Annotated in this window: 9 protein-coding genes; 1 reads left to right on the top strand and 8 read right to left on the bottom strand. The window is 37.3% G+C overall.

Annotation, left to right across the window (positions count from 1 at the left end; all coding sequences use genetic code 11):
- Positions 1-53: 53 nt before the first annotated feature.
- The 7 genes from NYE73_RS03870 to NYE73_RS03840 form a co-directional block, all read right to left on the bottom strand.
- Entirely contained in the window at positions 54-1,409 is a 1,356-nt protein-coding gene (locus NYE73_RS03870) for a TrkH family potassium uptake protein (protein ID WP_054549806.1), read from the bottom strand.
- 111 nt (positions 1,410-1,520) lie between these two features.
- A complete protein-coding gene (locus NYE73_RS03865) occupies positions 1,521-2,276 on the bottom strand; it encodes a TerC family protein (protein WP_048391999.1) in 756 nt (251 codons plus the stop codon).
- A gap of 325 nt (positions 2,277-2,601) precedes the next feature.
- Complete coding sequence (locus tag NYE73_RS03860; protein ID WP_048392000.1) at positions 2,602-3,687, bottom strand: SDR family oxidoreductase; 1,086 nt, start codon at positions 3,685-3,687, stop codon at positions 2,602-2,604.
- Positions 3,688-3,706: 19 nt separating this feature from the next.
- Positions 3,707-6,760, bottom strand: a complete 3,054-nt coding sequence (locus NYE73_RS03855) for an efflux RND transporter permease subunit (protein ID WP_259951161.1) — start codon at positions 6,758-6,760, stop codon at positions 3,707-3,709.
- Between the two features lie 195 nt (positions 6,761-6,955).
- The gene (locus NYE73_RS03850) at positions 6,956-8,533 is read right to left on the bottom strand and encodes a peptide chain release factor 3 (RefSeq protein ID WP_048392002.1); all 1,578 of its coding nucleotides are present in this window, start codon (positions 8,531-8,533) and stop codon (positions 6,956-6,958) included.
- Between the two features lie 135 nt (positions 8,534-8,668).
- Positions 8,669-10,135, bottom strand: coding sequence for a UDP-N-acetylmuramoyl-L-alanyl-D-glutamate--2,6-diaminopimelate ligase (locus NYE73_RS03845; RefSeq protein WP_054549802.1), 1,467 nt, complete (start codon positions 10,133-10,135; stop codon positions 8,669-8,671).
- A 317-nt stretch (positions 10,136-10,452) separates the two neighbouring features.
- Positions 10,453-11,841: an aldehyde dehydrogenase gene (locus NYE73_RS03840; RefSeq protein WP_259951160.1), complete on the bottom strand. Its 1,389-nt coding sequence runs from the start codon at positions 11,839-11,841 to the stop codon at positions 10,453-10,455.
- A 210-nt stretch (positions 11,842-12,051) separates the two neighbouring features.
- On the opposite strand from NYE73_RS03840, the gene NYE73_RS03835 reads away from it, so the two are divergent.
- Positions 12,052-12,207: a hypothetical protein gene (locus NYE73_RS03835; protein WP_004224556.1), complete on the top strand. Its 156-nt coding sequence runs from the start codon at positions 12,052-12,054 to the stop codon at positions 12,205-12,207.
- Between the two features lie 43 nt (positions 12,208-12,250).
- On the opposite strand, the gene ssuE is transcribed toward NYE73_RS03835, so the two are convergent.
- Entirely contained in the window at positions 12,251-12,784 is a 534-nt protein-coding gene (gene ssuE, locus NYE73_RS03830; protein WP_259951159.1) for an NADPH-dependent FMN reductase, read from the bottom strand.
- Positions 12,785-12,829 lie beyond the last annotated feature (45 nt).

Raw genomic sequence — 12,829 nt, 5'->3', positions numbered from 1 at the left:
TGAGGTTTACGATGGAATTACTCCTTACTTAATGCCTCACATACTTTAAAAATTTAACCAATAATTACTCGTTCCTTCGGATAGTGGAAGCCTGATTTCTTTCCTCTTCCGCCACCCCCAAGAGTATAAAGGAATGATATTAATCCAACTCGACCAATAAACATTAAAATAATGATAATGATTTTACCAACCACTGATAAATCAGATGTTATGCCTAACGACATACCACATGTACCGAACGCTGAAGTAATTTCAAAAATAATTTGAATAAGAGATGCGTGTGGCTCTGTTATAAGCAAGATAAGGGTTGCAACTAATACCATGAAAAAGGCTAATAAAATTACGACAAATGATCGGAAGACATCAATCAAATGAATTTCTCGTCCAAATACTTGGATATCCTCTCTTCCTCTAGCAAAGGTAATTAAGAATAAAATGGCCAAGGCAAAAGTTGTGGTGCGAATACCTCCACCAACTGAGCTTGGGGAAGAGCCAATGAACATCAGGAAGCTCATGAATATATCTGTAGCTTCACTAAAAGTCGTGACATCGTAAGTAGTCAGTCCAGCTGATCTCGTTGATACAGAATGGAACATTGCTGAAAATAATGCCTCATGCCAAGACATTTCCTTAAAAGAATGGAATGATTCAAGGAGTAAAATGACAAGTGCACCAACTATAAATAAAATAGCGTATGTTGAAGTAGTGATTTTAGTAAATAAACTAAAACGGAAATTCTCGCGTCGATTAAGCAAAAAAGTCTTCAATTCAATTAATACCGGAAATCCGATAGCACCTAATACAATCAGTACCATGGTAACCATCTGTACAAAATAATCATCATGGAATGGGAGTAAGCTCATTCCCGTTATATCGAATCCTCCATTTGTCGTAGCAGAAATAGAGGCAAAAATTCCATGTAAAAAGGCTTCTTCTAATGTATCAAAATAATTGGTAAAATGTAGCGTTAAAATAATGGTACCCGTTAATTCAATGCCAAATAAAATTTTTAAAATTTCGCGGATTAATTTAACAACACCAGAGACACTGTACTGGTTATGATCAATCATGATTAACTGTCGCTCACGCATGCCTATTTTTTTCCCAACAAGCAGCCACACAAAGGTACCAAGTGACATAATACCAATGGCGCCTAACTGTAAAATAACAAGAATCATTACAAGCCCAAAGGTAGTATAGGTTTCCGAAATATTAATGGTTGTTAACCCAGTAACACTTACTGCACTTACTGCTGTAAACAAGCTATCTAAAAAAGAGACTTTTACACCTTCTTGATGAACGCCTGGAAGCCGTAATAACAGGAAGGAAATCGCTATCGCTATAAAATAATAAGAAACAAGTACCTGAAATGGTGTGACTAGTTTATTTGATGATTTTTTCCAAGGCACTTTAACAACTCCTCCCACATATGATGCCCAACTAGATAGATTATAGTATAGAAAAAATACATAAAAAAAGAAAGAGGAATAGTGATAACTATTCCTCCAACGTTCATCTACTTATTTTTTCTTTCTTACACCGACTAAATAGCCGACAAAAGCAATACCTATTAGGACAATCCAGAATGTTAACTCCCATGCCGTGGAATGTGGAAATTCTTTAGGCAATATTCCCACCTTCTCATGAGCCAATGTTAAGACAACTAACTTCACACCTACCCAGCCAACGATTAGAAATGCCGCTGTTTCAAGTGAAGGGTAATCATTTAATATTTTTACAAACCATTGGGCAGCAAACCGCATCATAATGACACCAATAAATCCACCAAGGAGCATCACAATGAACTGACCGCCATTGATGCCACCAATATCAAATTCACCTAAGTGTGGCAAAGTTACAGCAATTGCAACGGCTGCTAGCATCGAATCAATAGCAAATGCTATATCGGCAGCCTCTACTTTTAGTACTGTTAACCAGAAACCCGAACCCTTTTTTCCACCATTTTCGGTTGCTGCTTCTTCTTCATCTTTATGTTTTCGTAAATCATATATATTTTTCGCAGACATAAATAATAGATAAGCTGCACCGACCGCTTGTATTTGCCAATAATTCACTAAAACAGTAATAACAAATAATGCGGAGAATCGGAATATCAATGCTCCAAATAGTCCATAAAATAACGCCTTTTTTTGCTGCTCTTGTGGTAAATGCTTCACCATAACAGCCATTACTACCGCGTTATCAGCTGCTAGTAATCCCTCTAATACAACAAGGACAATTAATACCCAGCCATATTGTAATAAAATCGCTTCCATTCTAGTGCCTCCTCTAAGCTCTCTATACCCTCAATGACCCTGTCATTCAAGTATAAAAGAAAAAAACCCCTGCCCTAATTCAGGCAAAGGTCTCGCTAAGTAAATTCGTACCCTTTCTATTTATGGTACTTCAATCTACACGTCATACGTATAGAGCCATTCACTATCACACCCGATGGTTGTACCATGTCTTGACGAATGTGAAACCAGGGAAAGTTAATTACCTGTTAGCTACTCCCCTTTGACAAATTGTCGAAGGTATCTTCTTTCAAATATTATAGCACTATCATTTACAACTGACAAAAATATCTATATGTTTTTTTCGTTACTTAATCTGAATTTGATAGCTCTTCTCTTCCTTATGTGCTAAATAAAACTCAATCATTTTTGGCATCGTCTGTATAAAATCAGGACATGTAATACCACCTTTTTGTAAGATATGATGTGCTTCAGTCGTATCAAATGAAGCATTCCATGTTAAATAATCTAATGTTTCTTGTTCGACACCTAATTTTTTTCGAATAAATGGAATCTGCAATGAAAGCTTAGCCAATGTAAATGGTAAACGTCCTTTTGGATAAGAATTTGTAACTAGTTTCACCATTGTACGGTATACCTCCTGTACAGGGTGAGGATTAGGATCAGTTAAATGAAGTGTCTTCCCTTCTGCACTCTGTTCACTAACCAGAAAAGTAGAAGCATTTATAATATAATCAACTGGCACTACATTAATTGTCGATGAAGTTTGACCAATGTACGGAATAAAAGGTAAACCCTTTAAACGTTCAACTAAGTTTAAGAAGAAATAAGGACCATCAAATTTAATGGTTTCACCAGTTTGGGAATGACCACGAACAATTCCAGGTCTAATTATTGTCAATGGTATTTCCGATTTTAAATCTTCTACTCGGTGCTCAGCCTCATATTTTGTTTCCTCATAGTTGTTTTTAAATGCTCTTGGTCGAATTAATTCATTTTCACGCAGTATGCCCTCACGTGTACCAGCCACATAGGCAGTGCTGAAATACATATAGCGCTGTAAATTTGGTAAGGTGCGAACAAAATCATTAACCATTGTTGTACCATGAACATTTACCTTCCAGGCAATATCACGTGGTACAGCTAAATCATAGATAGCAGCTAAATGCCAAAGCACTTCAATTTGCGGTACAATTTCTTTGATGATTTGATTTTCTAATCCAAGGTTTGGTAGTGTAATATCGCCTTCTACAATTCGAATCGAACAGTCAGGAAAATCCTCTAATATTTTGTTTTTTTCTTTATGTGCCTTTATGGTTTCACCTGCCAATACGATGGTAATTACTTGTTGTGCTTGTTTCTTTTGAAATAATGCTCGAATTAGTTGACTCGAAATGAAACCAGGAAAACCTGTAAAAAAATGAACCTTCATCTCCCATTCCCCCTTGAACCTAGTGCATCTTTCTTGTTTCTTTATCCATTAAACTGTAAATGATCGGTACAATATACAGCGTCAGTAAAGTTGAGGTCATAAGCCCTCCGATAACAGCAATCCCCATTGGCTGATTCATCTCGGTCCCTTCTCCAATGCCCAGTGCGAGTGGTAAAAGCCCTAAAATAGTTGTTAAGGCTGTCATTAAAATTGGACGAAGCCGATCTTGGGTAGCAAGTAAAATTGCCTCATAAGCTGGCATGCCCATTGCCTTTTGCTGATTAATATAATCTACCAGCACAATACCGTTATTTACGACTATTCCTACTAGTACTAGGATACCGATAACTGAGGTTACACCAATTAAAGTATTTGTTAGGAACATAGCTATCGCCACACCAATGATCATTAATGGAACAGTAAACATGATAACAAACGGATATTTAAATGACTCAAATTGAGCTGCCATCACAATATATACAAGCACGATGGCTAGCATCACAGCTAGTAACATATCATCAATTGCACTATCATAGAGCTCTCTGTCCCCACTGAACACAACTTGAGTAGTAGATGGTAAATTAACTTGTTCTAATGCTTTATCTACTTTTGCAGAGATTCCTCCCAACGATTCCTTTGTTTCATAATCTACAAAAAAGGCCACTGCTGCTGCTTGATCAGAACGACGAATGGATACTGGCCCCTCTTGTATAGAAACGGTAGCCACTTCCTCTAATTTTACAAATAATCCTGCTGGCGAACGCAGCTGCATGGCTTTTAAAGCATCTATATTCGTATTAAATGACTGCCCAAAACCTGTATAAACGGGTAATACTGCACCGTCATCAGTAATCAATTGGGACGTTAATTGACCTTTTGTCATTTGATTTACAGTTTGAGCGATTTGTGCTGGAGCAAAACCATAGTCTTTTGCTTTTTCACGATTAACCTCAATTTGAATCTCTTGAACAGTATTATCTAAATCCGTAGAGACATTTGTCACTTGCTGAATCGCTAGTAGTTCCTGCTGCACTTTCTTAACAGTTTGCTGTAGCCTCTGTTCATCGGAATCTGTTAAACGGAATGTTAAGGTGTGTGGTGACGATCCTGTAGCTGTCGATACATTAAATGTAATTTCAGCTTGCTCTTCAAGCTCTCCCTGTATATCTTGTTCTAGCTCTTCTACAAATTTAAAAATGGAACGTTGCCTTTCTGCTAATGGGACAAGCTTTACATATATCTCAGCTTGGTTGGCGCTAGTTTGTCCACGTGCTTGGGATTGTTGTGTACCGCCAATTAAACTAACATACACATCTACATCCTTTTCCTGCTTTAAACGTTCCTCAATTTGCTTAACAATCTTTTCTGTTTCTGATACAGCGACACCTTTTTCAAGATTGACACTTATAGAGGTGAATCCCTCATCTGTAGGCGGTAAAAATTCAGTACCTATTCTAGTCAGTCCAAACAAAGAAAGACTAAAGCAAACCACTGTAAAAAGCAGTATAAGCATTCGATGCTTTAGTACCCATACAATTGATGCCTTGTAATGCCTATAAAAACGTGATTTACTGCGTTGTACATAAAAATTATTGTTTTTCATTTTTAAAAGTCGACTTGCTAGCATCGGAACGACTGTAAGCGCAACTACTAAAGATGCAATTAAGCTGAATGAGATTGTTAAGGCAAACTCTGTAAATATTTGACCAATCAATCCTTCGATGAACATAACAGGAATGAATACTGCTATTGTGGTTAAAGTGGAAGCTGTAATGGCAAGGGCTACTTCCTTTGTTCCTTCCTTTGCTGCAGTTATCGGGTCCTTTTCTAGTCCTAGATGTCTTTCTATATTCTCAATAACGACTATGGCATTATCCACAAGCATACCAATTCCAAGTGCCAGAGCACCTAATGTCATAATATTGAGGGAAAAATCCGCAAAAAACATCAAAACAAACGTGACAATAACGGAGTAAGGAATCGCAATACCAATGATGATCGGACTCTTTACACTACGTAAAAAAACAAATAGGATGAACATCGCAAATAATCCACCTAAGAGTAAGGAAGAGCCAATATTACTAATCGCTAAATCCACATAATTACCTTGATCAATTAAAATATCTGCTGTGATACCTTTATACTGATCTTTCTTTAGTAATGTCTCTAAGGCCTTCTGAAAATCCTTAGAAACCTCTGCCGTATTTGCACCAGATTCCTGTAATACAGACATAAGAACTGCTGGATGCTCATTTGCTCGTGTTGTGGTAATAGATTGTTGTTCTGTCCTCTCAACGGTTGCAAGATCACCAATGGTTAATGATTTGCCCGTTAAAGGGTCCACCGAAACAATTAAATTGGCAATGCTTTCCGGAGAAGATAATGTGCTAACTATACGTGTTGTTAGCATTTTGCCATCATCTGTTGAAACAGGCTCACCAGGAAGAGACACATTATTCGCTTGAACTATTTGCATCACGTCTGTCTGAGTCAAGCCTTTTTCAACAAGCTTTGCTTCATCCAATACTATTTGGATTTCATCAATCAATTTGCCAGAAACATTCACACTGGCAACACCCTCTGTCCGTAGCAGTTCCTTCTCTAAGTGCTCTGCTAATACACGTACATCTACTTGATTATTTTCCGCACGTAAAGACAGCTGAATAATAGGAAATTGAGACGGATCAAATTTTAGGAAACTAGGCTTGCCAGCATCATTAGGCAATGGGGTCATATCAATTCGCTGTAAAATATCAAGTTGGACAACATCCATATTTGTGGACCAGTTGAACTCAAGCACAATTAAATTGGAGCCTTCCTGTGAGGTTGACTGGATTTTTTTGATACCAGGTAAGGTGGCAAGTGTAGCCTCTAATGGCTTCGTTATCTTTTCATTTACCTCCGTCGGGCTTGCCCCAGGATAAGAGGTGACAACCACTCCAATAGGAGGATTTAACTCTGGAATTAACGTAATCGGTATTTTTAATAAAGATACACCGCCTAGTATGATGACAAAAAGCATAGTAACAATCGTAAAGACAGGTCTTTTAATAGAAAAATGACTAATATTCATATAAACAAACTCCTTTTCTACCTCTTCCTTTCTATGATAGCCGAAAAGGAGATTATTTTATAAATAAGCTCCTTTTATTGAGATACTATCTCTAAGGAAACTTATATTTCCTAATAATGTATATATTCTACAAACAGTGTCATTTTTCCTTGCAAAAAAACACGAATCGCAAAATTGTCGATTCGTGTTTTATAATTATAAAAGGCTATAAAGTTTAATGTTTTCGTTTTTATCTGCAAACCAACGCATAGCGAACTCATTTTCAAATAGGAAAACAAGATTGTCAAAACGGTCTTTTACAAGCATTGATCGACCTGATGACATTGATTCTTTGACATCCTCTTCATTTTCAATCCAGCGTGCGATTTTCGAACCAATTGGCTCCATTTTTACTTCCACATTGTATTCATTTTTCATACGATGTTCAAATACTTCAAATTGTAATTGACCAACTGCTCCAAGTATAACTTCCTCTGTATGCAGCGTTTTATAGTATTGAATAGCACCCTCTTGCACTAATTGTAAAATCCCTTTATGGAATTGCTTTGATTTCATAACGTTCTTCGCCGTTACACGGACGAATAATTCTGGTGTAAACTGTGGTAATTTTTCAAATTGGAATGTTTTCTTGCCACCTACAACAGTGTCTCCAATTTGGTATGTTCCTGTATCGTATAAACCAATAATATCACCAGCAACTGCTTCATCTACTGTCTCACGATCGTCTGCAAGGAACTGTGTAGATTGTGTGACTTTAAATGACTTCCCTGTACGAGATAACGTCATATTCATTCCACGTTCAAATTTACCAGAAACAATACGTACAAAGGCAATACGATCACGGTGTGCTGGATTCATATTGGCCTGAATCTTGAAAATAAAACCTGAAAACTCATCATGCTCCACAGGATCAATAAACTGCTCATCTTCAGTAATTCTTGGCTGTGGCGTCGGTGCGAATTGTAAATAGGTTTCCAGGAAAGTTTGAACACCAAAGTTCGTTAATGCTGAACCAAAGAATACAGGTGTTAATTCCCCACGACGAATTTTTTCCTCAGAATACGCATTCCCCGCTTCATCTAAAAGTAAAATATCGTCCATTGCTTGTGAATAATAAGAAGTCACCTTCATTGGATGCTCCACAGCAAGCTCCCCATTGTCGTCAATTGGTAAGAAACGTTCCGCTTCATCTGTACGGAATTGCTCAATGCGTTTATTGTAACGATCATAAATACCAAGGAACTCTTTACCCATACCGATTGGCCAGTTCATAGGATATGCATTGATACCTAATACCTCTTCAAGCTCTTCGATCAATTCAAGCGGCTCTTTCCCTTGACGGTCTAACTTATTAATAAATGTAAAAATAGGAATACCACGCATTTTACAAACCTTAAATAGCTTTAAAGTCTGTGCCTCGATCCCTTTGGCAGCATCCACTACCATGACAGCACTATCTACAGCCATCAATGTACGATATGTGTCTTCCGAGAAATCTTGGTGACCAGGGGTATCCAAGATATTCACACGAGAGCCGTTATAATCGAATTGCATGACAGATGAAGTAACCGAAATCCCACGTTGTTTTTCGATCTCCATCCAGTCCGATGTTGCAAATTTACCTGTTTTTTTACCTTTTACTGTACCTGCATCACGAATAGCACCACCAAAAAGTAAAAGCTTTTCTGTAATCGTCGTTTTCCCAGCATCAGGGTGACTGATAATGGCAAAAGTACGACGCGATAGTATATCTTGTTCTAAATTTGAATTCATCTCGTCATTCTCCTTTTTTCATACTTAATAATAATAAAAGAAGACTTGCCTTTCGTACAACCTTTTTACATGAAATCTCAAAAAAGAAAACCCTTTAGTTACAACTAAAAGGGTTTCCTAAGAATTTAGCTTTCATCACACGAATTTTAATCGGCCTGCTTCTATCGCAATTTCTGCATCACTATGTGGAAATTTTGTATTTTCGATAATTTGATAATCCTCATGGCCTTTACCAGCAAAAATAATCATGTCACCCGGTTCAGCAATTTCAATCGCATGGCGCACTGCCTCTGCACGATCTCCAATACAAGCATAATTATCATGAAGCATACCTTTAGCAAGATCGCCTGTAATACTATCGAAGTCTTCATAGCGTGGATCATCTGTCGTTAAAATAACATATTCCGCAGCAGACGCTTTTTCAGCCATGGCAGGACGCTTTGATTTATCACGATTGCCACCTGTTCCAACTAAGAAAATCAACTTGCCCTTTTTATAAGGTTGCGCTGCTTGAATTGCCTTTTCAATTGCATCTGGAGTATGGGCATAATCAATAAAAATTTGCACAGGTAGATCTGAACATACTTTCTCCATACGACCCTTGACTGGCGGTAGTTGCTCGATTTGTTCAATAATGGACTCCATTGAATAGCCCCTACCATAAAACGCAATCATGGCTGCCAATACATTATAAATATTAAATTCCCCAAGCAAATTCATTTTTACACGATAAATTCCTTCAGGCATTTCCACGTCAAATGAAGTCATATAGTCGTGATATTCACAGTTAATGGCGCGGAAATCAGCATTTTCATTTTTTAAACCATATGTCCACACTGGAAATGGTGTCATTGCAGCATATCTCTCTGACCAAGCATCGTCTGCATTCAACACAACAAATTTATTTTTTTCTAAATCTTGTCCAAGTTGGGAAAATAATAAGCCTTTTGCATGGCCATATTCCTCCATCGTACCATGGAAATCAAGATGATCGTGCGTTAGATTCGTAAAAATAGCGATATCATAATCAACACCTGCTAAACGTCCAAGTGCTAACCCGTGTGATGAAACTTCCATTGTCATTAATCGACAGCCTTCCATTTTTGCACGGAAAATCATTTGTTGTGTCGATAACGCATCACTCGTTGTATTAGCTGATTCATATAAAATTCCATTTAAATTAAAGCCAATTGTGCCTGATAAAGCCGATTTCTCGCCCATACCATGCATTATATTTTGAATAATTCCTGTTACGGATGTTTTACCATTCGTTCCCGTTACACCAATCATCGTTATGTCCTTTGAAGGGTAATCAAAGAACTTTGCAGCTAGTAAACCTACTGCACGATCTGTATCTTTCACAATCACTTGTGCGATTGTCTCTCCTAGCGGTAATTCTCGCTCCGTCACAACAATTGTTGCGCCACCATCTACAGCCTTTTGCGCATAATCATGCCCATCTACTGTATACCCTTTGATACAAACAAACATGCTATTTGGTTGCACACTTCTTGAATCTACTACGATATCGCTAACCTGATCTGGCAGCACGCCAATTATTTTTTTCAAAGGTAATGCGCTTAACAATTCCTCTGCATACATTTCATAATCCTCCAATCAATCTCTACACTCATGTCATCATTCTTAATAATCGACAAAAAACGACAATATGAAATCCCCCACGTTCTATTGAACTTATTTTACTACTTATTTCATGATAAATAAAATGCCTCTCTAGTGTTTTTTCAACGAAACCGCTTTCATTTGAGGAAAAATCATGTTTTCTTCAAATTTTCATTTATAATCACCAATCGGCATTTTTCGACATAACGAGAAAAGGTTATTTAGAGAACACTTGTCTATGCATGGTAAGCTTATAGTTACAATGGAGGCATCAAGAAGATACCTCCATTGTTAAACTATTTCATAATTGAGCGCACAATTTTCACTTTCTGTTTATATGGCGGGAACAACACATTTGTCTCCAGCTTGGAAGATTTCTTCAAGATAGATTTCGGGTGAGTAAAGTTTTCAAAGCTCGCTTTGCCATGGTATGCTTTCACACCTGATGGACCTACACCACCAAATGGTAAATGTAAATTTCCAACATGTGTGATGGTGTCGTTAATACATCCCCCACCAAATGGTAATTCTTCTAAAAAGTATTGCATGGCTTTTTCATGTTCTGAGAAGAAGTATGCCGCTAAAGGCTTTGGTAATTGCCGGATTTGATGAATGGCAAGTGGCAAATCATTATACATCATAACAGGTAAGATAGGACCAAATAGTTCTTCCTGCATGGATGGACTTGTCCATTTTACATATTCTACGATTGTAGGTTCAATATATAAATCATCCCGATCTATTCGTCCACCATATGTAATGGCATCACGTTCGTTCACAATTATTTGCTGTAAACGATCAAATTGTTTTAAATTAACGATACGTCCATAATCAGGGCTTTTTAAAGGATTTTTGCCATAAAACGAACGGATTGTTTCTTTTAATATTTTCATAAAACGGTCATAAACGTCTTTGTGTACAAGCAGATAATCAGGGGCCACACATGTCTGTCCAGTATTAGTAAATTTACCCCACACAATCCGCTTTGCTGCTACCTCTAGATTTGCTGTTTGATCGACAATTGCTGGACTTTTGCCACCAAGCTCTAACGCAACTGGTGTCAAACGTTCTGCAGCAGCTTTTGCTACTACTTTACCAACAGCTACACTACCTGTAAAAAAGATATAATCGAAGGAAGCATGAATAAGAGCCGTAACCTCTTCCTTTTCGCCTTCCACGACACGTACATATGAAGACGGGAATGTTTCCTCAATGATTTTTTTCACAATGACTGCTGTGTGTACAGAGGTTTCTGATGGTTTGACGATTGCTGTGTTTCCTCCAACTATGGCGCCAATCAGTGGCTCCATTACAAGTTGGAATGGATAATTAAATGGCCCAATAATTAACGTTACGCCATAGGGCTCACGAACAATAAAGCTCTTACCCATTTGATATTGTATTGGTGTTTTGACTGCTTCTGGTTCCATCCATTCTTCTACATGTTTTACCATATATGAAATACTATCTAATACAATGCCAATTTCTGTTGCATACGCTTCAAATTCACTTTTACGAAGGTCTAAGTAAAGCGCATTCAATATTTCCTTCTCATATTTCAAAATTGAAGTTTTTAATTTCTTTAATTGCTCTTTTCTAAATTTCACACTTTTTGTAGCACGGGAAAAATAAAATTGACGTTGCTCTGTAATCATATTTTCCACATCTTGTGACGTAAAATTCATCAATAAAGCACCCCTTTTTTTAAAATGGCATACATAGTTTTTTCATTTTGAAACAAACTATCTTTGTCTATACGATACAACATCGAGAGGCAAAAATCCTCTTTCTACATCGAGGGGGTGAAATAGCAATATGTGAAATGAAATGTTTTAGTTTTTTCATCTCGGGAAATATACAACTACATATTAAAACCGAAACGGGGGCGTAGATGAATGACAACAACAACAGGAACATGGTGGGAGTCCATTTTTTCTGGACCATTATCGCATGGAATTTGTGAAGAAAAAATATTGCTATTGCAAGATGAGGCTTTCTTATATCTCTCTACAATACCTGTGGAGAATGAAGAAAATCCAGAAGGAAATTAAAAAATAACGCATTATAGGATGCCCCTATAATGCGTTTTTATTTCTAATTAACAATGAATGCTTGCTGCAACTGATCTAATTGTGCTTCAAGTCTACTAATAGCCTCTTCTTCTATCGCAAAGCCGCCCTCTTCCAAACGTATAATTTTTTTATCTACAATGTAAACAGAATTGGTAATGGAAGTGGCTCCTAGTACAGCTAATACTGGCTTTAATGCATATTCCAATGCCAACAAATGACTGATCGAACCTCCTACAGCAATAGGGAGTATAGCCTTATCGAGCAAGGCTTTTTGCGGTAGTAGATCCAAGTAAGTCTTCAAAATACCTGTATAGGATGCTTTATAAATTGGTGTAAGGATGACAATAAAATCTGCTTCCTTAACATGCTCATTTTCAGACTGTATTTGCTTACTAGAAAAATTCGCTGTTAATAAATCTGTAGCTGGGAGCTCATGTATATAATTTGAGTGAACCTCTACTCCTTGTGCAATGAAATGATTCTCCACCTTTTCATGAATGGCGGTAACTCTAGAATTTTTCGAATTACTTCCATTAATAATGACTGCTTTTGTCATCTTGCCCACTCCTTTTAGCAATGTTATAAAAAAGGCCCCTATTCT

It is taken from the genome of Lysinibacillus sp. FSL K6-0102 (genome assembly GCF_038003545.1).
Classification (GTDB): Bacteria; Bacillota; Bacilli; order Bacillales_A; family Planococcaceae; genus Lysinibacillus; species Lysinibacillus capsici.
The sequence above is the reverse complement of the archived record's forward strand: the minus strand, read 5'-3'. Positions and strand labels throughout refer to the sequence as shown.

What these genes read in the sequence shown, in the direction of transcription:
- NYE73_RS03850 (WP_048392002.1), bottom strand. Translation starts at nt 8,533, where the DNA reads ATGAATTCAAATTTAGAACAAGATATACTATCGCGTCGTACTTTTGCC.
- NYE73_RS03855 (WP_259951161.1), bottom strand. Translation starts at nt 6,760, where the DNA reads ATGAATATTAGTCATTTTTCTATTAAAAGACCTGTCTTTACGATTGTT.
- ssuE (WP_259951159.1), bottom strand. Translation starts at nt 12,784, where the DNA reads ATGACAAAAGCAGTCATTATTAATGGAAGTAATTCGAAAAATTCTAGA.
- NYE73_RS03835 (WP_004224556.1), top strand. Translation starts at nt 12,052, where the DNA reads ATGACAACAACAACAGGAACATGGTGGGAGTCCATTTTTTCTGGACCA.
- NYE73_RS03860 (WP_048392000.1), bottom strand. Translation starts at nt 3,687, where the DNA reads ATGAAGGTTCATTTTTTTACAGGTTTTCCTGGTTTCATTTCGAGTCAA.
- NYE73_RS03865 (WP_048391999.1), bottom strand. Translation starts at nt 2,276, where the DNA reads ATGGAAGCGATTTTATTACAATATGGCTGGGTATTAATTGTCCTTGTT.
- NYE73_RS03845 (WP_054549802.1), bottom strand. Translation starts at nt 10,135, where the DNA reads ATGTATGCAGAGGAATTGTTAAGCGCATTACCTTTGAAAAAAATAATT.
- NYE73_RS03840 (WP_259951160.1), bottom strand. Translation starts at nt 11,841, where the DNA reads ATGAATTTTACGTCACAAGATGTGGAAAATATGATTACAGAGCAACGT.